The sequence below is a fragment of the Methyloceanibacter sp. wino2 genome, from assembly GCF_003071365.1.
Taxonomy (GTDB): Bacteria; Pseudomonadota; Alphaproteobacteria; order Rhizobiales; family Methyloligellaceae; genus Methyloceanibacter.
Window position 1 is genome coordinate 1,439,816 of record NZ_CP028960.1, and the last position, 19,473, is coordinate 1,459,288.

25 protein-coding genes and 1 tRNA gene are annotated in these 19,473 nt (G+C 61.2%); 15 read left to right on the forward strand and 11 right to left on the reverse strand.

Going from position 1 to position 19,473, the window contains the following annotated elements; all coding sequences use genetic code 11:
* Positions 1 to 101: 101 nt before the first annotated feature.
* Both cmk and aroA read right to left on the reverse strand, forming a co-directional pair.
* Complete coding sequence (gene cmk / locus DCY11_RS06630; protein WP_108682069.1) at positions 102 to 743, reverse strand: (d)CMP kinase; 642 nt, start codon at positions 741 to 743, stop codon at positions 102 to 104.
* Complete coding sequence (aroA, locus tag DCY11_RS06635) at positions 740 to 2,053, reverse strand: 3-phosphoshikimate 1-carboxyvinyltransferase (protein ID WP_108683720.1); 1,314 nt, start codon at positions 2,051 to 2,053, stop codon at positions 740 to 742. Before aroA ends, cmk begins: the two co-directional genes overlap by 4 nt.
* A 99-nt stretch (positions 2,054 to 2,152) precedes the next feature.
* On the opposite strand from aroA, the gene DCY11_RS06640 reads away from it, so the two are divergent.
* From DCY11_RS06640 to DCY11_RS06700, 12 genes are all read left to right on the forward strand, one after another.
* Positions 2,153 to 2,545 carry a TIGR02300 family protein gene (locus tag DCY11_RS06640; protein ID WP_069443837.1) on the forward strand — a complete coding sequence of 131 codons (393 nt, stop codon included), beginning with the start codon at positions 2,153 to 2,155 and terminating at the stop codon, positions 2,543 to 2,545.
* Positions 2,546 to 2,707: 162 nt separating this feature from the next.
* A tRNA-Ala gene (locus DCY11_RS06645) sits at positions 2,708 to 2,783 on the forward strand.
* A 361-nt stretch (positions 2,784 to 3,144) separates the two neighbouring features.
* A complete protein-coding gene (locus tag DCY11_RS06650; protein ID WP_108682071.1) occupies positions 3,145 to 3,318 on the forward strand; it encodes an AlpA family transcriptional regulator in 174 nt (57 codons plus the stop codon).
* Positions 3,311 to 3,511, forward strand: coding sequence for a hypothetical protein (locus tag DCY11_RS06655; protein ID WP_108682073.1), 201 nt, complete (start codon positions 3,311 to 3,313; stop codon positions 3,509 to 3,511). The genes DCY11_RS06650 and DCY11_RS06655 overlap by 8 nt, the downstream gene beginning before the upstream one ends.
* 176 nt (positions 3,512 to 3,687) lie before the next feature.
* Positions 3,688 to 4,482, forward strand: coding sequence for a hypothetical protein (locus DCY11_RS06660; RefSeq protein ID WP_108682076.1), 795 nt, complete (start codon positions 3,688 to 3,690; stop codon positions 4,480 to 4,482).
* A gap of 1,477 nt (positions 4,483 to 5,959) precedes the next feature.
* Positions 5,960 to 6,256 carry a hypothetical protein gene (locus DCY11_RS06670; RefSeq protein WP_108682080.1) on the forward strand — a complete coding sequence of 99 codons (297 nt, stop codon included), beginning with the start codon at positions 5,960 to 5,962 and terminating at the stop codon, positions 6,254 to 6,256.
* A gap of 105 nt (positions 6,257 to 6,361) precedes the next feature.
* Complete coding sequence (locus DCY11_RS06675; protein ID WP_208430513.1) at positions 6,362 to 7,828, forward strand: hypothetical protein; 1,467 nt, start codon at positions 6,362 to 6,364, stop codon at positions 7,826 to 7,828.
* Entirely contained in the window at positions 7,825 to 8,019 is a 195-nt protein-coding gene (locus DCY11_RS06680) for a hypothetical protein (RefSeq protein WP_108682082.1), read from the forward strand. The genes DCY11_RS06675 and DCY11_RS06680 overlap by 4 nt, the downstream gene beginning before the upstream one ends.
* Positions 8,020 to 8,061: 42 nt before the next feature.
* Complete coding sequence (locus DCY11_RS06685) at positions 8,062 to 8,352, forward strand: hypothetical protein (protein WP_108682084.1); 291 nt, start codon at positions 8,062 to 8,064, stop codon at positions 8,350 to 8,352.
* A 2-nt stretch (positions 8,353 to 8,354) separates the two neighbouring features.
* Positions 8,355 to 8,651 carry a hypothetical protein gene (locus tag DCY11_RS06690; RefSeq protein WP_108682086.1) on the forward strand — a complete coding sequence of 99 codons (297 nt, stop codon included), beginning with the start codon at positions 8,355 to 8,357 and terminating at the stop codon, positions 8,649 to 8,651.
* Complete coding sequence (locus tag DCY11_RS06695; RefSeq protein WP_108682088.1) at positions 8,651 to 9,526, forward strand: hypothetical protein; 876 nt, start codon at positions 8,651 to 8,653, stop codon at positions 9,524 to 9,526. Before DCY11_RS06690 ends, DCY11_RS06695 begins: the two co-directional genes overlap by 1 nt.
* Positions 9,527 to 9,709: 183 nt before the next feature.
* A complete protein-coding gene (locus tag DCY11_RS06700; protein WP_108682090.1) occupies positions 9,710 to 10,102 on the forward strand; it encodes a hypothetical protein in 393 nt (130 codons plus the stop codon).
* 163 nt (positions 10,103 to 10,265) lie between these two features.
* Here DCY11_RS06700 and DCY11_RS06705 read toward each other — a convergent pair whose 3' ends face one another.
* Together DCY11_RS06705 and DCY11_RS06710 are read right to left on the reverse strand one after the other, a co-directional pair.
* On the reverse strand, positions 10,266 to 10,880 hold the full coding sequence (locus DCY11_RS06705; RefSeq protein WP_159079855.1) for a hypothetical protein: 615 nt from the start codon (positions 10,878 to 10,880) through the stop codon (positions 10,266 to 10,268).
* A gap of 90 nt (positions 10,881 to 10,970) precedes the next feature.
* A complete protein-coding gene (locus tag DCY11_RS06710; protein WP_159079856.1) occupies positions 10,971 to 12,077 on the reverse strand; it encodes a hypothetical protein in 1,107 nt (368 codons plus the stop codon).
* Positions 12,078 to 12,436: 359 nt separating this feature from the next.
* On the opposite strand from DCY11_RS06710, the gene DCY11_RS06715 reads away from it, so the two are divergent.
* Positions 12,437 to 12,964, forward strand: coding sequence for a hypothetical protein (locus DCY11_RS06715; protein WP_108682096.1), 528 nt, complete (start codon positions 12,437 to 12,439; stop codon positions 12,962 to 12,964).
* A 54-nt stretch (positions 12,965 to 13,018) separates the two neighbouring features.
* Here the strand turns inward: DCY11_RS06715 and DCY11_RS06720 are convergent, their stop codons facing one another.
* The 6 genes from DCY11_RS06720 to DCY11_RS06745 all read right to left on the reverse strand — a co-directional run bounded on the left by DCY11_RS06720 (position 13,019) and on the right by DCY11_RS06745 (position 17,763).
* Entirely contained in the window at positions 13,019 to 14,239 is a 1,221-nt protein-coding gene (locus DCY11_RS06720; protein WP_108682098.1) for an integrase family protein, read from the reverse strand.
* A gap of 431 nt (positions 14,240 to 14,670) precedes the next feature.
* Positions 14,671 to 14,982: a hypothetical protein gene (locus DCY11_RS06725; protein ID WP_108682100.1), complete on the reverse strand. Its 312-nt coding sequence runs from the start codon at positions 14,980 to 14,982 to the stop codon at positions 14,671 to 14,673.
* A gap of 91 nt (positions 14,983 to 15,073) precedes the next feature.
* The gene (locus tag DCY11_RS06730) at positions 15,074 to 15,313 is read right to left on the reverse strand and encodes a DUF4242 domain-containing protein (protein WP_245409478.1); all 240 of its coding nucleotides are present in this window, start codon (positions 15,311 to 15,313) and stop codon (positions 15,074 to 15,076) included.
* A gap of 75 nt (positions 15,314 to 15,388) precedes the next feature.
* Positions 15,389 to 15,967, reverse strand: coding sequence for a TetR/AcrR family transcriptional regulator (locus tag DCY11_RS06735; RefSeq protein ID WP_108682104.1), 579 nt, complete (start codon positions 15,965 to 15,967; stop codon positions 15,389 to 15,391).
* Between the two features lie 34 nt (positions 15,968 to 16,001).
* Entirely contained in the window at positions 16,002 to 16,829 is an 828-nt protein-coding gene (locus DCY11_RS06740; protein ID WP_108682106.1) for a quinoprotein dehydrogenase-associated SoxYZ-like carrier, read from the reverse strand.
* Positions 16,830 to 16,863: 34 nt separating this feature from the next.
* The gene (locus tag DCY11_RS06745; protein WP_245409479.1) at positions 16,864 to 17,763 is read right to left on the reverse strand and encodes a quinoprotein relay system zinc metallohydrolase 2; all 900 of its coding nucleotides are present in this window, start codon (positions 17,761 to 17,763) and stop codon (positions 16,864 to 16,866) included.
* 330 nt (positions 17,764 to 18,093) lie between these two features.
* Here DCY11_RS06745 and DCY11_RS06750 point away from each other — a divergent pair, with 330 nt between their 5' ends.
* Both DCY11_RS06750 and DCY11_RS06755 read left to right on the forward strand, forming a co-directional pair.
* Positions 18,094 to 18,507, forward strand: coding sequence for an Hsp20 family protein (locus DCY11_RS06750; RefSeq protein WP_108682110.1), 414 nt, complete (start codon positions 18,094 to 18,096; stop codon positions 18,505 to 18,507).
* A 20-nt stretch (positions 18,508 to 18,527) separates the two neighbouring features.
* Complete coding sequence (locus DCY11_RS06755; protein ID WP_245409480.1) at positions 18,528 to 18,794, forward strand: DUF1150 domain-containing protein; 267 nt, start codon at positions 18,528 to 18,530, stop codon at positions 18,792 to 18,794.
* Positions 18,795 to 18,868: 74 nt separating this feature from the next.
* Here DCY11_RS06755 and DCY11_RS06760 read toward each other — a convergent pair whose 3' ends face one another.
* On the reverse strand, positions 18,869 to 19,336 hold the full coding sequence (locus DCY11_RS06760) for a PTS sugar transporter subunit IIA (protein WP_108682112.1): 468 nt from the start codon (positions 19,334 to 19,336) through the stop codon (positions 18,869 to 18,871).
* Positions 19,337 to 19,473 lie beyond the last annotated feature (137 nt).

Here is a 19,473-nt window from a genome sequence, read left to right on the forward strand (position 1 = left end):
ACCGCCGCCATCTCCAAATGGCCTGGTCCGCTTCGCCTCGCCGCGCGAAATTCTTTCAAGCTTGCTTCAAGATGATGGGCCAACGCCAAACGGGCACGGCCTCAACCGGCCCGCCCTGCGCGGCTCATCGCAGCCTCGATCAAATCGAGAGCTGCCCTGAACGCCGCGTCTATACTCAAATTTGTGGTTTCGAGCAAGACCGCGTCGGAGGCCTGCACGAGCGGAGCGGCGCCCCGGGTCGAATCGCGCTCGTCCCTGGCCCTGATATCGGCCAGCACCGTCGCCTCCGTGATGGCGACGCCACGGCCCGTCAATTCCAGAAACCGCCGCATGGCGCGGACTTCCGGAGTCGCGGTGACGAACAACTTCGCATCCGCCTCGGGGCAAATCACCGTGCCGATATCGCGGCCGTCGAGGACCGCGCCGAGTTCGCCTTGGGCGAAGTTCCGCTGATAGGCGAGAAGCGCCGTGCGCACGGCCGGATGCCGGGCCACCTGGGAGGCCGCTTCGCCAGCCCCCGCCGTCCGCAGCGCGGGATCATCGAGCGTGGCGATTTCGAGCGTAGAGGCGACCTCGGCCGTGGCCTCCGCGTTGTCCAGGGCGATGCCTCGGGCCAGAGCATCCCGGCCCACAGCCCGGTAGAGCAGCCCCGTGTCGAGATGGGGCAGTCCATAGTGTGCGGCGACCCGCTTGGCCAAAGTGCCCTTGCCCGACGCGGCCGGCCCGTCAATCGCGATAATCATACGAGGTGCGCTCCCAAACCGGTCATCAATGGCACGAAGGCCGGGAAACTGGTGGCGATCATGGCGATATCGTCCACGGCGACGGGTTCCTCGGCGCCGAGGCCCAGCGTCAGGAAGGCCATGGCGATGCGGTGATCCATCTCCGTCGCCACGGTACCGCCACCCCGCACAACGCCCGTGCCCGTGACGATCAGATCGTCACCTTCGATGCGCGCGGTTACGCCACAAGCCGCGAGCCCGGCGGCGGTCGCGGCCAGGCGGTCGCTTTCCTTCACCTTCAACTCGGCGAGCCCTTCCATCCGGGTCTCTCCTTGAGCAAAGGCCGCGAGCGCGGCCAGGACCGGATATTCATCGATCATGGACGGCGCCCGCTCAGGGGGTACGCGCACGCCCCTCAGCGCACTCGACCGGATCCGCAGATCGCCCACGGGCTCGCCGGCCGCATCGCGCTGATCGAGCACCGCGATATCGGCCCCCATCTCCTGCAACGTGTCGAAGAAGCCGGTGCGTGTGGGATTGAGAAGCACATTCTCGATCGTGAGGTCGGAGCCGGGACAGATGAGGGCGGCGGCGACGAGGAATGCCGCCGAACTCGGGTCACCCGGCACGGTCACATGGGCGCCCCGCAACTCCGCATCGCCGGCGACGCTGACGGCCCGCGAGCCGTCCGCGCGCGTCTCCACGTCAACCTCGGCGCCGAAATAACGCAGCATACGTTCGGTGTGGTCGCGTGTCGGGAGAGGCTCGATCACCGTGGTGCGTCCCGGCGCATGGAGCCCCGCCAGCAGAATTGCCGACTTCACTTGGGCGGACGGCACCGGCAGCTCATATACGATCGGCAAAAGATCCTGGGTGCCCACGACCGAGAGCGGCAAGGTCTCCCTGTCGTCCTCCACCAACAGCCCCATCTCCATCAGCGGCTTCAACACGCGGCTCATGGGGCGCCGGCACAAGGACGCATCCCCCGTGAGAGAAACAGGCATCGGATAGCCAGCCAGCACGCCGAGCATCAGCCGGCTGGCCGTACCGGAGTTGCCGAAATCGAGAACGCCCTCGGGAGCACTGAGACCGCCAACGCCTTGCCCCAAAACCTCGAAGACGTCTCCGTCTCGGACGACGGAGGCGCTGAGCGCCTCGACGGCCCGCGCCGTCGCCAGAACATCATCGGCCTCGAGCAATCCCTCGATGCGCGTTCGTCCCGTGGCCAGGCCGGCCAAGATGAGCGCGCGGTGCGAGATCGACTTGTCGCCGGGAACTTTCACACGGCCGGAAATAGCTGCGGATCGGCGAGCGGTTAGAGGCTGCGGCATGGGGATCAGATTGCTGTTTGAGGATGTTTGATAGCTTTTGACACTACGCATGAGGCGTGGCAATGGGGAGTCACGCTTAGACTATGTTTGAGGAGAGTCATGTCGAAACCCGCACGGGGAACCAAGCGCGTGTGCGCGAGCTGTGACGCGCGGTTTTACGATCTGGGTCGTTCGCCGATTGTCTGCCCCGTCTGCCAAGCCGTGTACCACGTCGCGACGCCGACGCGGCGCGGTGCAGCTGCGCAGCCGGCCGCCAAGCCTGAGGTTGAGGAAGAAGAGGACAAGCCCGTCTTGGGCGGCGCCGAGGTTATCAGCCTGGACGAGGCGGAGGAGGCCGAGGAAGCGGCAGCCGACGACGAGGAAATCGCCGATATCGGAGATGACGATGAAGACATCCCCGACAGCGACGACGAGGATACGTTCCTGGAGGACGACGAAGAGGAAGACGACGTCACCGACATCGTCAAGAACGAACGGGAAGACGAAAGCTAGGACATTGCCGGAGGCGCACGACCCCCGGCAACCCGTCCTGTTCCAATGGATCCGTCGCGCCGAGTCGCATTTCGCTTGAACGAACGGGCCGCTCAGCCTAAACGATGCGGTCTGGAATCGACGGCGCTGCTCGGCAGCCCGGATTCACAACAATTCCTTTAAGGGGCCATAGCTCAGTTGGGAGAGCGCGTGAATGGCATTCACGAGGTCGTCGGTTCGATCCCGTCTGGCTCCACCAAACAAATCAATGACATAGCGGCATTCCTCGCCGTCCACCTGGTTCCCGATGCAATGCAGATGCAATGCGGGGGCGCCTGTGGAATGTTTGCATTGCCTGGGGCTACCTAATATACAAGTCTGAGGTGCTGCGCACGTGCAGCCTCGGAGGGCGTGCTCCTGTTCAACCGCGGTCGGACCCACACTCGGGATCGGCCTGTTGCGTTGACAGGAGTTTTTTCATGCCCAAAGCCAGAGGCAGAGCCAGGGCTGCCCAGTCCCCCGACATTGGCGCGAATGATGCCTCGCCCTTCGTTGATGCGCTAGCTGAGATCCCTCCCCTCGATAACGCCATAGCTGATGTCCCGGCATCGGCACTCGACATGATCCGAAAAAAGGATCTCGCGAAGCGTCTCGGCGTCAATCCGTGGACGCTCGACAACTGGCGACGAAGAGGGCTCATGCCTCCCCCGATCAAGATCACCGAGAACATGCTCTTCTGGCGCGTGTCGGATATCGACGCGTGGCTCCGTGAGAAGGAGGCCGCCCATGGCTAGACTCGCTCTCAATAACAGCGCCGAGATCGTCGACCTCGCGGAGTATCGTCGCGTCAAGGACACCGAACTCGAGGACTACCAGCGGCGCTACCAGGAGTTCCTGTCGAGGTACTTCTACCTCTGGGCCTACGAGTACCTTCCGCCCGACCTCGCCTATGCGCAAGCGTGGACGGAAGCGTTCGGCTTTGACTAGTCGAGAAGGAGGGACCCCCGTGATTGGCCGTCACGAGGGTCCTGGAAGAAGCGAAGTGATGATGGACATCTGCAAAACACGCCGCCGCAGCGGAGGGCGCCTTGCCAAATGGTGACCTAAGGCAGCAGGGAGGGATTTGCAATCCTTTCTGCTTCTACGATGTCCTGGGGGTTTGGTTGCAGCATCCTGTCTCGCCTCGTCAACTCGCATGGCTGAGCGGTCATTGCGGCGCGCCGCTGCAAGGTCCGCCATTTGTCGTCAACAGGACGGCACGGTTCAGCTCGGCCTACCGGCAATATCTCCGGCTGCTCCAGCCGCAAGCGGCAGTCCTCGCGTGGCTTGCGAAGCGTGACGACGCGCTGCTCACCTACGTCGAGGTCGCGCAGGACGTCATCATGCCGGGCGAGGATGAGCTTTGTGCGTTCGCGGAACAGTTCAATCGGTCGTTCGTTCAGCACCGGCACCGCTCGCGGCAGATGACGATTTTCGAAAACGGCAACGCCAGGTCGGGCGCTCGCACGCCCGGCGTCACGTTCCAATGGTACAGCGACAGGCACAGCAAACTGACGGGCGAAGTCGACTGCTTCCATTTCGAAGCCCGCGTCTCAGGATCGAAGGCGATCAAGCGGCATGGCTTCACGTGCGGCAATCTAAGTCAGGTCGATCTCGAGGATTGGTTCGCCCGCCTGTGGTCGTCGAAAGCCATCGGCCTCTACCGCAAGGACCTGGAGCGCCTAGGACGCTGGTTAGACAATCGGCGCAAACGAACACGACGGCGCGCGTCCATCATCACGGACAGCGGCTACAACGAAGACCTCTCTCGGGGGTGCATCGCCTACCGCGCTGTCGGCAGCACCGCGCAAGGTCTAATCGACAGTTTCGGTAGGGGACCTTTTGTATACACGATTAAGCCGACTTTTGATGAACACGCACATGAACACGTCCCCGAATTGGTGGAGAAGGTTGCATGAGTAGTTCGCATGTTCCCGGATGTGAAAAGGCGATCAAGGTTGTCCTGACCTATGAACCTGATCTGCCTACGGATCAGTTGATGCAAAGGCTACATGCCATTGGCTATAAGCCAACAGCCTTCGCCGTTTCAACAGTCCGTTCCTCCTTTAGACAGGACCTCCGCATTCTCTCCGAGGAAGGTCTACTCCACACGTTGCCCCCGAAGCATGAACCTCCAGCATGGTTGTCACGTGCGCAATCGGCAGCGGTGGAAGCCAAAACCAAATCGTCATCTCGTGGTCGGCGCAGCCTCAGACACAGACAGGCGATGCGCAAAGGCAAGGGGAAGCCGAAACCCTATCGGAACTGGTGGCGGGAGGACGATGGGTGAACGGCGGTAGCAAAGCCGTCGCCGTCATGAGGCTGTACGGCATCGGAGAAGTCCCCTCGCCACAGCCCGTCCCCTCACCACCAAGGCACACGGCGTCAGTATGATCGCCAGGACCCCGCCGTCACGCACAGGAGTGGAGAATGAGACCATGTCGAAGCAGAAGTTCGTTTACCGAGGAAGCGGAGCAGAGATTGCACGCCGCGGTCGCCAAGCGGCTCACCTCGCTGAATGGAGACGAGATAGCGACACAGCACGAGACCGCGAAGCTGGAGAGCATCGTCGGGCACTTGCAGAGGCTCGGGCTAAAAGAGCATCAGATCGTCAAACACATTGAACTGATGCCGAAGCCGAAGCCGCTACCGAAGATGAAGATTGATAACCGGACGGGTAAGCCAATCGAGGTCACAAGATTGAGATCGTTCAAGAGACGTGCGTCGTCATCGTGCGCAGACGGGTGAGCAAAAGAGACGATCAAGCGCGCAAACGAGGCAATCCACATGACCGCAAAATCGCATCTCGCTTAATATGGTCACGAGGACAGCACGCCAGCCATTCCCCCTCGCCATATCGCAATCGTGGTTCCTGTCGCTGTCGCAATCGTGGTACCGGCCATATGCAGCGAATGGGTATATGCCGTTAGTTTATGCGCTACCTACCGAAACCCAGTAGTAGGCACATGCTGTCAGTTTATGGGTGCACCCCTTGGATCGTGGTGATGGGTACCCCACAAGCAAACCCCTCCCTGCATCGAATTAGTTGATGCACGCGCGCAGCATCCACGAGTAACGCGTCGAAACGCCTACGATGGACAATTGCGCATGTGGATGTGATTTCGTTTCACGTCCCATTCCCCCGGACACCCTTCTAAACAGGTAGGTACTCACCAAAGGGATTGCGTCCCTGCAAGGTCAATGCAATTTCGCTGCCTCGAACAGGCCGTTTTCGAGCGTGTGGTGATGAGACCGAAAAAGAAGTCAGGTCGTCCAACGACCAAAGACATTGCATCCAGTAAATTGCGCACGCGGCTAAAGGCTGGCCGCGATATTCTCCCATTAGTTGACGGCCGCTCTGTTATCGCTCGCCGTTACCGCGAACTCCAAGAAGACATGGCGAATGATCTAGGCGGCTGGGACACGCTGTCCGAAGCCCAGCGTCAGTTGGTGCGATCATGCACGGGCCTCACGATCCTGCGAGAGAACCTCGACGCCAAGTCGGTCATGGGCGAACCCGTTGATGTTGGCGACTACACCCGATTGACGGGTGCCCTTGGTCGCACGCTGCGTCTCCTCGGGATAGACCGCAAGGCCAAGGACGTGACGCCTCCCGATCCGCTCTCCTATGCGCGCCGACGCTCCCGCAATGCAGACGACATTGAGGAGGTGGACGATGAAAGCCCGTCCTAACCGTCCTGGCGGTCGGATGCAGAGTGGTTGTTACTCCTCTGTGTGCCTCGGTACGCCTGTTGGCCAACGTCGCTGTATCGCCCTCTCACCAAGGGAGGGCTCGCGGTGAACATTCTCGACGCCGTAGCCGACCGCAAGGTGTTTGCGAGCCTCTTCCGTGACAAGAGCACGTGGACAGCATGGTTCGCATTCCTCGCCGCACTATTCGGGCTACCGATGGACCGCGACATGCGGCGCATCTACAGGCAGTGCACCAACCGCAGCGACAGGCCACGTCAACAAGCACAAGAGGCATGGCTGGTCATCGGGAGACGCGGGGGCAAGTCGTTCGTGCTGGCGTTGATCGCATGCTTCCTAGCCTGCTTCCGCGATTGGCGTCCCTATCTAGGCCCCGGCGAACGTGCCACCGTGATGGTGATTGCCGCCGACCGTAAGCAGGCCAAGACGATCATTCGATACGTCAAGGGCATCCTGCACGCCGTCCCCATGTTGAAAGCGTGTGTGGAAGGCGAGACGCAGGAGTCGGTCAACCTCAAGCGTTCGGTGACCATCGAGGTCCACAGTTGCAGCTTCCGCACCGTCCGTGGCTACACCATCGTCGCCGCGCTATGTGACGAGATCGCGTTCTGGCGTTCCGACGACAGCGCCAATCCCGACAGTGAAGTCATTGCGGCTATCCGTCCGGCTATGGCGACCATTCCCGACGGGCTGTTGCTCTGCGCATCCTCGCCATACGCAAGACGTGGCGTCCTGTGGGACACGTATCAGCGGCACTTCGGCAAGGACGGCGACAGCGTGTTGGTGTGGCAAGCACCGACCAAGCGGATGAACCCGGCCATCCGGCAATCGTTCCTTGACGACGAGTACGACAAGGACCCGGTCAGTGCCGCCGCCGAGTACGGTGCAGAGTTCCGCACGGACATCGAATCCTTCGTGTCCCGCGAAGCCGTAGACGCATGCGTGTCGGTCGGCGTGCACGAACGGCCTTACGACGCGCGCTTTAACTATGCCGCCTTCGTCGACCCATCCGGTGGTTCGTCCGACAGCTTCACTTTGGGTATCGGACACAACGAAGACGACCGCCGCGTCCTCGATTGTCTGCGCGAGGTGCGGCCACCGTTCTCGCCGTCCGACGTGGTTGCAGAGTTTGCCCGCACGTTGAAAGCGTACCGCATCACGAAGGTGAACGGCGACCGCTACGCCGGAGAGTGGCCCGTTGAACAGTTCGACAAGTGCGGCATCGAGTACGTGCAGAACGCGCGTCCGAAGTCAGACATCTACCGCGATGCGCTGCCGCTGTTGAACTCGGGGCAGGTGCAGCTCCTCGAGCACAAGAAGCTATTCAACCAAATCGTCGGCCTTGAAAGACGCACGGCGCGTGGTGGCCGTGACAGCATCGACCATGCACCAGGCGCGCATGACGACTGCGCCAACGCTGCACTCGGCGTCCTCGTGGAGCTTGAACACGGCGGCTACGACATCTCCAGGATGGGCAAAGGTATGCCGAAGTTGCTCGGCGGAATCGCTGGCGATCAAGGCCTTGGTTTGGGACTCGGGAGAACGTTCAAATGACGAAACTGAATGTCGACGACAAGGTCAACGGTCATCGCATCGTGCATCTCGGACGTGATCACCGACAGCCGCCGCCGAAGCCAAAGCCGCCGGACGAGATGAGTTACGAGCAGCAGTACGTTGCGAGACAGCTCGGTCTCATAGGCCCCGTGCACGAACTCCTCGCGAGGAAGTCGCCCTGGCGACTGTAAGGAATCCCGCGAGAGCGGGTGTTGGTTAGAAGGAGAGTAACGATGGAACGGAATTGGAAAGCAAAGGACGTGGGGCCGGACGAGATTGAGGGCTCATTCGTCACGGTGCGCAGCCCGCAAGGCTCGCTGTGCGCAATCGAGGTCAAGACGGCAGACGGGTACCGCTACTACCCGTGCCCGCATGACGAAGCGGTGATGAACGAACTCGCCGCTGAGAAAACGCCGTGGAAGCGGGCGCACGATTGGCGTCCGCATACCCTCGGTGAAGTCGCCGCACTCATCAAGCCCGCCGAGGTGGTTCACCGCCACGTCGTGGAAGTTCAACGGAGATAGCTATGCAGAAACACGACAACTACGAGATCGTTCTCGACGAACACGGCAACAAGGTCATGCGCGTCCGCATGACGGCGATGGACGGCGACCGTGACGGCCAGCGCATCCTTCACCGTCCCGGCGCTGTCTCGGGAGATGACATTCCCGAAGGCGTGACCGCCGCCTATGAGCAAAACGAAACTGCCCTTGCCAATGCGTGGAAGCACGGTGACGACGCACCGACCGTCCCGAAGGTAACGGGCGAACCTTACGAGGACCACCGTCTGTGGCTCTCGAATGCATGGAGGAGTAACGAGTAATGCTGCCCATCGAAGCCAAATCCAAACTGGACGACCTCACGCAGGAAGCCGCGGACAGCGACGCGCTGCTACGGTCGATCCCCGGTCGTATCGACAACATTGGTCGCCAGATCATCCAACTGGCGCAACGCCGGAGCACGTTCGATGAACGTGACAAGCGGTACGAAGAACTGCGCCAGGAGATTGACGCCGCGCAGCGCAAGCAGGAGCATTTGCGTGAAGTCGCGGGACGGCGCAAGGCGCGTGCCGTCAACGACCTCGACACCCTCAAGGCCATCAATGTGTGGATGGCGCGGTTGCCGCAGGGGACCAAGCTCGTCTCCGTCGAGACGCCGCTTCCGAACGTCACCGACCTGCAAGCCGCAATCACGTCAACGCGTGATGAGATCGGTACTCTCAAGCAGCGCATCCGAGAGATGAAGGGCACGCACCTGCCGAAAGATGAACTGCGGGACAAGGCGGCGTACTACGTCAAGCGGTTGGGTGCGGCGGCAAAGCCGGTGCTGGAAGGTACGGCGCGGGACAAGAAGTTCGGCCTGTCGTTCGACACGCGGGACCCGCTGTCCATCGTCGCCGCCGTTGCGCCGGATACGCTCCTCGAAAGTCTGGAGCGCATGATTGACGAACAGGTGCCCGACGACGGCTTGCCCGCCGACGAGCGCAAGGCCCAGGTGGCCGAATTGGAAAGGCTGCTCCTTGAGTGTGAACGCTCCGAGGAGGCGCTTGTGATCGAAGCCCGGTCACGTGGCATGGACGTGCTGCGGCGGCCTCGCGCCGATGCACGCGCCATTCTGGGTGTCGCTGTCTCGGACAAGACGGCAGCGAAGCCGAAGCCTGTCGCGGTCGAAGAGACGCCGCTGGAGATGGCCGGATGAAATCGCATTCCTCGACGCCGGAGCTTGAGGAAGGCGCACGGAGCTACCTTTCACTCCTGTTGCCGACTTCTAGGAAGCGGGGTCGAGTGTCGGTGGCGGGTCGTAAGGTCCCCGCGTGACCGGGACTGGGGTTCGGCACCTTTGCTCGGGTGTCGAACCCCAATTGGTTTGAAGAGGTGACGAATGAGTACGCTGAACGGAACGCTCCCTCTCCTGACCGGCGCGTGCACGAATGCCGTGCCCGTCATCCCGACATTCCAGCCCGGCGCGTTTCAGTTCGGCGCGTTCCAGATGGAGCAGCCGGGCTACCTAGTCGGCGTGCTACCTCGGCTTGGCGGCGCGTTCGCATCAGTTGGTGCAGGCCCCGATGTTGAACTTCGTGGCGGCGGATCGGCGTGGTGGCTTCCGCCGCTCCCGAAGCTCGAACCTCGTTGGTGGGAGCCGCAGCCTGTCGACCCCGTCGTCGGAGAATTCGCTGCGGCGTTGCCGGTTCCCCTCGCAGCGTTTGACGATGACCTGACCGATGACGAAATCGAGGCCGCCATTCTGGCGGCGGTCACGTCGATTGCCGCCTAGCTCCCCCCAATCACGGCTTGGTCAGCGCCCCGTGCAGGGTGATTTGGTTCTCTCCGGCCCTTGGTATGGACACCCCTCGAAACCGCCCGGTAGGGGGCCCTCACCCCGTTCTGGCGGCGCCAACTAGGGCGTTCCGCGGAGTCGGATGCGTTCGGCGTGGGGATCAGTCCGCATTTTCGAAGGTGATAGCGAATGGCAGGTGCAGCGTCTCTTTGTAGGCCTTCGCGAGGCCCTCTACCAGCTTGCGGTATGTTTCCGAGTCCTCAGAAGCTTCGGTGCGAAGCTGTTCGATCAGCGAGTTGACTTGTATCATTTGGGGCCTGAGCCCCGCATATTCGTCGTGAGGCAATTCAACCCAACCGCTGTCACCCTCCACGCGCACAGGAGGAACCTTGGCAATCAAGTCAAAGATGAGCCGATTGAGTGTGCTCAGTGACTCCACGAAATGGTAGTGCCGCGGCTCCAGCAGGAGCGTTTCGTTCATCAGCTTGGCGTTCTTCAGCTCGAGCAGCGTAGCCTTCTCGTCGGGTGAAAAGTGAAAATGAGTGAGGTTGCTGGAGAACGGTTTGAAGAAACGCCACGGATCGTCAACCAAGCCCCTTTGATTTGCCTCCGCGAACTGTTCCTCGAAAGCACGTCGTGACTGGGCGTAGTTGCCGTGCATGTCGCGCACTTTGAAGAGCAGCGATGTGGCTAATGCTTGCTTTTCGCGGAACCTATCTTCGTCGCGCTGCTTGCGCTGAGCCCTCAACGCGAGCGCTTGAGCAAAGAGTGCCATGAGGCCGCCCACGACAGCGCCTACGATCGCGGCCCAAAACTCCGTCGATACAGCGATCTGACACAATGGTTTAAACAAGCCGCGCCTCCCCTATCCCGTGACTGCTTCTCGAAACGCCATGAACGGTTCACGCGATGGGACGCGATAATTCGAGGGGAAACGGAGCAAGATGTCATCGTCGCGGTCCGGCGCAGCTATGAACGTCCCTTGCTCAGTTCGGTAACGCGTGCCGTCTTTCGAGATGCTGTTCGCCCACTGTGCTAGCCACGATAGGTTGTGTGGTGCGAACGCTGCCGACAGCGCATCGAGACGGTCAATCTCACCGATGACACCGTCCACGATTTCGGTAAGGCCCTTTAGCCTGTTCCGGAGCATCTCTAGGTACTCGTGGTCGTCACCCAACTGTCGGAGCCCTGAGATAGCCCGCTTCTCGTACTCGCTGACGCGCAAGCCAATTGGTTCGGTGCCTCCACCAAAGAAGTCCTGGCCTTCGAGCATGCCCAACTGGGTTTGTATGGTCGTGTAGATGGGATTGAGTTGCTTCTTCGGCTCGTCCTTTTGGCCACCCATGGCTTGGAGATACCGCTTGGCGGCTTGGGTACGGATAGGAGGGCCTTCTTCGTTGGCCTTCTCCGCGCGGCGCTGTTCAGCCATGAGATCGCGAACGCGTTCATCGCGGAACAACATGCCGTCGCGTTCGTAAATCAGGTCATCGATATCCGACGCCAATCCGGGAAGGCGTCTGCGAAAATCACTCTTTAGGTTCTGGTACAGGCCAATGGCGGGCGCCTGCCTTAGCTCCGCAAGTGACGCCAGGAAATTGGGGCCAGCATCGCGGGCCGCATTGCGCCGCCTCAAATAGTAAGCCGTGTCCTTGGCGAGATCGAAGTCCTTGATGAGCAGGTCGAAGTTTACGCCCCATATCTTCCTCGCGCAGTCGCGACCTACCAGGATGCGCCTACCATCGCGGTACCTCATGACGATACCGCGTTGATGGTTGTCGTACCGGTCGTGGACGCAGCGAACTTTTTTGTCGGTGCCGCGAAGGTCGTAGAGCATCTCCACAATGGGGATTTCTTCGGTCTCGGGACGCTCTTCCACCAAGCCGGCTAACTCTGTCGGGTTGTTGGTGGTGAACTCCGTGGCCAGCAGATCTTGTTCGGTGAGTCGTGTCCAATAGCGCTCAACCGCTTGCACTGGTAGCGCTACCTCCTCTTGGGGGTCATCGCACATTCTGTGCCTCGCATGTAAGGATGTTCACTCTACGTTCTACATGCTGGTTGTGCTCAAAGCAAGAGGAAGTGGCCCTGTTATCAACGAGAAAGTTCGGCGAAGAGCTGCCAGAGGATGGCCCCTCCGAACGCCATACAACCAATTAGAATTGCGACGGCTACTAGGCGCAGGTCGCGATGGAATGGCGGGTCTGGTCTGTCTTCGTTGCTCATGACGCCAAATTAGCACGGCGGGAGAAATCAGCGCATAGGTGAACAGGAGAGCGGTGCCGTCCTCAATTGTCGGCGCGCAGGTCTGCTTAGTTTGAGGAGGAGCTTTTGACGATGCCAACACCACCAAAGGGCACGAAGCGGTACAAGGAGTGGCGGCGGCGCTATGAGCCCGAGGTGGCCAAGCTGATCATCGTGGCGGAGTCGCCGCCGATCTCCGGGCTGTATCTATACAATCCCGATGGAAGCGTGAGTGAGCCACTGTTCGCCGCGTTGATGAAGGCGCTCGGACTTTCGCCGACCACGAAGGCGTCCGGGCTGCGCGCATTGCAGCAACGAGGCTGGGTGCTGGTCGACAGCACATACGAACCCGTGAATGAACTATCCGGCACGGCGCGCAACGCTGTCATTCGCCGGGACTACCCGCTGCTTCGTGACGACCTCGCGGGACTAACACAGGGTCGGGCGGTGCCCCTCGTGCTCATCAAGGCCAATGTGTGTCGGCTTCTGGAGTCGAGCCTCGTCGCGGATGGCTTCCACGTGCTCAACGGTGGTCGAAAGATCTACTTTCCTGCGAACGGGTGGCAGGGCGATTTTCAACGCCAGTTCGCTGACGTCTTGAGGTCGGCAGAGACCGAATAGAACGGCACGCAAGCTGAGGCGGTGCCAATCGAGGTGCCGCCTTTCGTGTCTCCGCTATCGGAGCAGCGCCGCGCCCTTCGCCGTCACGATGCTGGCGACATGATCGGCCCACTTTTCGAGGAGCGCCCGTTTGCGGTCCAGCGCATAGCCATGTGAGTAGCCCGCCGTCACGCCGGACCGCGCATGATTGAGCACAAGTCCCCTGTCGAAATCGTCATGCCCCTCGTTCTCGAACCACGTGGCGACGGTGTGGCGAACGGCGTGGTAGTTGAAGTCGGCCGGGGCACCCGCCTTCGTCAGTTTGCGCTGGAGCTTCGTGCCCGGGTAGTGGAAGGCAAAGTCCTCGGGGAGCCCCTTGATGATGCGTTGGGCCAGCGGCGCTAGAGGCGTCAGATACACCCGCCTCCGTTTCGCCGTCTTCTTGGACTTCGTCCGCTCGTGCGGTGTCGTCCACACGCCGTCCTTGATCTCCGATAGCGACATGCCCGCCAGTTCGCTCTTCCGCGCCGCCGTCAACAGTAGGAGCTTGATGTATGCGCCGGAGAGCAGGTCGATGTTATCCGCCGCGGTCCAGATCGCTTTCAGTTCATCGGGTGTGTAGACGCGTTCGCGTTCGCGGCCTTCGAACACGACTTCCAGATCGTTCATAATCGGCGCGTCGGCATACTTGCGGATCGGCTTCGATGCCCAGCCCCACAGCGACCTTAGCTGAACGCGGGTTATGTTCGCCTTGTAGATGTGGCCCGCTGCCATGAATGTGTTGAGTAGCCGCTGAGCCTCTAGTGCCGTGATGCTCGAGAACGGTCGCTTGAGAAATTCGGCGCACGTCGTTTTGAGGACGCGCTGCGTCTGCTTCCAGGTGCGCTGTCGCAGCTGGGCGTACTCTTTGATGAAGAGGTCCACGACCTGCTCGTAGCTCATGTCGGCGGCCTTTGCCTTCCGCTCCTCCTCCTCCGCCTTCCGCTCTTCCTCAATTGGATCTTTGCCGAGGCCGGCCACGCCCCGTAGCTGCTTGGTCTTGTCCCGCGCATCGCCTAGCGGCAGTTCACCGACGCGGCCAATTCGTTTCGAGACGGCCTTGCCGTCGAGGTAGTAGGTCGCGAAGAATGATCTGGTGCCCGATGGCGACACGAGCACCGATAGGCCCAGCACGCCGCCCTCACTCCTCGAGTCGTCCCAAACGCGGTACTGCTTCGCCTTCGGTTTAAGTCGCCGGAGCGCCAAATCGGTGAACGCTTTTCGAAGTGGTGCGCGCTTCTTGGGTTTCTCCCCCATGCCATCCCCCTCAGTTTATGCAATGCTTATGCAATGCAGGGACCGATTATAGGCTGCAATGCCCTCCCATCAAATTACAACTGCTCACACAAAAAGATAGGGTTATCATAACCTTACATTCGTGAAAGCGTTGCAGAGGAAGGGGTAGGTGTGTGAATGGCATTCACGAGGTCGTCGGTTCGATCCCGTCTGGCTCCACCAATTCCCACAACGTCGATTGCCGGTTCTAGTTTGCTCGAGTCACTGATGCCTTAAGTGACCGCCGACACGCCTGCGCCGCGAGGCTTGGACGTGCGGTCGAAACAGGCTACCCAACGCTTCCATGACCGAATGGGCACACAAGGTCCGCAGCAGTGGCAGCAAGCGTTTTGATCCGCTCGCAGCCCCTGACACGCTTCTCCGTAGCGCCGCCGCTCACTCGGAAGAAAGACTTAGCAGTTCTGATCGATGAGTTGCTGAGACAGCGACTTGATCGTGGCGTCCTCGGCAAGCGCCAGCGACTTTTTGGCATCGGCACAGTTCTGGGCCGCGTCGGTGTTGTTCGCCGCCCGAAGGCCGTAGAACATGCCGGTCACCGAATTCTCGACCGCCGCGTTGTCGATCAAACGCGTACAGGCCGAGACGACAGCGCCGCTGTCGTTGCTCTGCGTGCAGGTGGCGAAATCCGCCTCGAGCCCGTCATAGGCGACCGCCTGCACGGATGCGAGAAGCACTACGGCAGGCACAATTCTGAACACGACCATCGCTGTCTCCAGTTCCCCTCAAGGACAGATGCGCTGGATCGTAGCCGCCTTTTGCGACGCAATCGATACTCACGAACGCGGTGATCGACTGCTAGGCCGCCGTGGTCGGGTCAATGACCGTCACGATTTCCGTGATGTTGCTCGCAGGGAATCCGCTCAGCTCCGCGTGCTTCTCGATGGCAGCCCTGTCGGTTGCCAGGTAGATGCAGAATGTCTTGTCCCCGGCGACGTAGCTTTGGACCCACTGGATATCCTTGGCCCCAATTTGGCAGAGGGCTCCGTTCGACACCTCCGCGGCGCCCGAAAGTTCCTGCGGGCCCAACTCGCCCACATCAGGAATTTCCCGTTCAATAACAAATCTCTTTAGACTCACTGTCGCGTTCCCTGCTGCGTTTCCAAAATCAATTCATTGCGTGCCGGTCTCGGAAAGGCTGGCAACGGCCTGTCCGAATGTCGGTTTGATGCGCGCGCTGTCCTTTAGCGCCCATGCGACGAGGCTGGCGCCTTCGAGAACACTCAAGAGCATGGTCGCCGTCTGGCGCACGTCGAGATCGGCGCGGAACTCACCGTCGGCAATCCCATCCCGGACGACGCCGGAGAGCCAGTCGAGGTGAAGCTCGAAAAAGGTCGACACCTGTGCGCGCATCGACTGCGGCAGGGCGGCGGTCTCGGCCGACAGCGCCGCGCAGAGCGGCATCAATCCGTCCCGGAGGCTGTCGATGAAGAACCCGCTATAGACAGCAAGACGGGCCTCGGCCGACCTCTCCTCCTCGAGGACCTTCGCAAGCGCCCTCTTGAACTCGGCGAGATAGCCGTCGATCAGGGCGACGCCCAGAACCTCTTTCGTCGGGAAGTGGTGATGGACGCTCGCCTTGCGAATACCGACCCGTTCGGCCAAATCCGCGTAACTGAACGCCGCATAGCCGCGGGTTCGGGTGAGCGTCTCCGCCTCCTTCAACAGGAGATCTCGTGTTCCGATCGACATTTGCCGCACCTCGACAGCGTTACCCGTTCTCGGCCTAGGACCCGCCCTGGGGCTTGCTCGTCCCGTTGAACTTCTCGCCGTCCGTATCCACCACCGACACGTCGAGCTCGTTGTGGTCGCCCTTCGCGAAGGTGAAGCGGAAATTCGGATTGGTCGAAACGGAGAACGTGCTGTCCAGCTTGAACACCAGCTCACCATCCCGCTCGACGGTCACCTCTTTGACGTAGCGGGCGGGAATGAACTTGGCAGTGTTGATGTCGAGCTGCATGCCGTTGTGGTTCGGATGCTTGATCATGACCTGCCCCTGCCAGATCGGATTGCTGCTGAGAGCTGGGGGGAAGGTCCGAACGATCGTCTTGCCCATTCCGGCCGTGTCCGCATCCGGGTCCTTGGCCTGCATGGCGGCGCATCCTCCGGCGGCGGACAAAAACTTCGTCGCCATGTGGAGGCTGCCGTCTTCAAGCTCGAGCACGGCCCGGGCATGGGAGAAATTGTCAACACGGACACGCGTGGCGAAGCTGCGCTCGCCGCCGGAACCGGCCGCCGGACCGAACGTGAGAGTCGCGACCTTCGGATCCGGGTTCTTGTCGATGAAGATCGACAGAGATTTGACCTTGTCTTTCACGTGAGGCGGGATCCGCACCGTGATCGGCACGATGGCGGCATCCTCAATCTTCTGAGGCGTTTCGAGAACGACTGCACCGTCCTCCTCCGTGATCGGACGGTCGCCAAAGGCCTGCTCGCGCAGGATCGGCCACACGTCTTCCTCGGCATGCGCCGGCACCGTCGCGAGAGCGCCGATACTGGCTGCGAGCACGGCGCCGCAGAGCGTCCGGCTGAGCGTGTTGAAAGCGTATGTCATGGCCTTGGAGTTCCTCTTCTCACGTCGTTCTCAGCTATTCCCATTCGAGTTCAGCATAGGCGGCAGTGACGTTGCGCACATGATACTGGTCAAACAGCTTCCAGGCATCCTTTTCAGTGAAGCCGGCCGACTTCGTCGCCTGCTCCAACGTCTTGCCCTCGGCGATTTGGCGCCGCACGTCGTCCGCAATGGTGGATAGGTATTCCTGCTCCGGAACCAACGCTTGCGGCAGTTCCATCGTCTTCGGCCCATGGCCGGGAACCACGCGGGCCGCCTTTCGCTTCCCCATCTCGTCGAGCACCGCGAGCCAACCCTTGATCGACCCGTCGATGGTCGGGACGTGGACGGAAAACAGCAGATCGCCCAGGAAGAGCGTATTGGTCTTCAGGTCCGTCACGATCATATCGTTGTCGGTGTGGGCCGTGGGCTGCGGCTCCAGCAGCAATTCCCGGTCGCCGAGGTCCAGCTTCGTCGGCTCCTTGATGCCAAGCGTCGGCAGGATGATTTCGCTGCCGGCGAAGCCGTCGGCGCCGATCATCTGTTCGTTCGCGATGAGATAGCTGTCTTTGCGGGTGCCCAGCGCCCGCGCGAGCTTGTAGTGACCGACGAATTCGGGATTGTCCTGCTTAAAGGCGGCATTCCCGAAGACATGGTCGGGATGCATATGCGTGTTGATCACGTATTTGATGGGCTTGTCGGTGACGGACCGAATGGCGTCGCGCAGGTCGGCGCCGAGCTTCGCGCTCCCTGACGTATCGATGACGGCGACGGCTTCGGATCCGACCACGAAACTCGCATTGGCGATGTCCCCGCCATTGGCGGCGGACTGAACTTCGTAGCGTCCCTGATGCACGAAGACGCCGGGCGCAACCTCGCTCACATCGCTGGTGGACGCATGCGCGGAGCTGTAGCGCAGGAGCGGGGTGGAGGCCATCGCCAGGCCTGCCAGGATCACATTCCGGCGCGAGAGCACATGGACCCCGCAGCCGCAGCTGTGTGGAACCCTGCTCCCTGTGGGATGACTGTGAGGGCCGTTCGACATCTGATCAGCATTCTACCTATCACTAGGTAGGTGCGTCAAGTTGTCATGCATCGGGGCGACCTCGGTCACGAAAAAGTTGCCGCTCCCAGCCCTCGGGGCGCCGCGCAGATCGGTGGGTACAACTTGATTTCGGCCGCCGAACACCCATATCGAGATTGATTTTTTGGAGATTTCCGGCACGCCCGATGGCGGCGGAAGAAGAGGCTCCTTGCCGGATACTGGATGACACGTCTCGACGGCAGTCTATGGATCAGCGTCGGCGCCGCTCACAATGGCCCCGCAACGAAGCTGGCCGAAGGCGGCTATCCGCCCTACAACGTTGAAATCCTGCCTGCGGAGGCTCAGCGTCCCGAGCGATTGCGGATTACCCTGGCCGTGGCCGGGTTCTCCCGGGAAGAGCTGGACGTGACCGTCGCAGACGGAGCGCTGCATATCCGCGGTGAAAAACCGGAAGAAGGCAGCAGGGACTATTTGCACCGCGGCCTCGCCAGCCGCCGCTTCAAGAGAACGTTTGCGCTTGTCAACGGCGTCGAAGTGCGTAAAGCGGAGTTGGACAACGGGCTCCTGGCCATCGAGCTCGAACGGCTTCCGCAGGAGACGCGCGCCTTCAAGGTCGGGATCAAGTCCGCTGGCTGAGATGTTTGGAAACGAGTTTGATGAATAAGCACGAAGACGACGAATTTGACACGGCGATGAGCCCCAAGGAGCTTGCTCTGCTTGGGGAAGGCGAAGTCGCGTATATCAAGCAGGTCGATTTCGACGATGCGGAGCGGCTCTTTCCGGCCCTCGACGATACGCCGGAAGGGATCGATCTGTTCGCCGTGCTGGGCGCCGACGGCACGCCGATCGCGTTGACCGACAGCCGCAACGCCGCCATCGCCAACGCGATCGAGAACGACCTCGTTCCCTTGAGCGTCCACTAATCACTAATTCCGAAAACGTACTCGCAGCGCTTGCTGGAAGCGCGCGAAGCGCCGCCCTTCGAAGGCGAAGACGGCTACGCGGCGTGTGAGGCCGTGTCGTCCTGCGTGAGCACGGCGTAGAGCGCCTCGGCGTCGGCACTGGACTTCAGCTTCTTCACCGACGGACGATCTCGCAACAGGCGCGAGATGCGCGCCAGGGCCTTCAGATGGTCCGCGCCGGCGCCCTCCGGCGCCAAGAGCAGCACAACAATCGTCACCGGCTCTGCGTCGGCCGCATCGAAGTCGATCGGCTCCGCCAGCCGCGCGAACACCCCGACGATCCTGTTCAGGCCCGGCATTTTGCCATGGGGGATTGCGACGCCCTGACCAAGCCCCGTGGATCCGAGCCGCTCCCGCTGCAACAGGACGTCGAAAATATCCCGTTCTTGGAGGTCACAGATCTCCGAAGCGTGCGCGGAAAGCGCCGCCAAGAGCTGCTTCTTGTCCACCGCATTGAGCGAAGGCAGTACGGCTTCGGGCGCAATGAAATCAGCTAGGGTCATTTCGAATACCTGTGTGCCTCCCATCCGGCACGGTCCACATGGACCAACAAACACTTTCCGTTCCGCGTGTGTTCCAACCAGCATGCGCGGGCCGGTCATTTCTGCCTCGCACGCGTAGCCCGGGGCCCGAGACCACC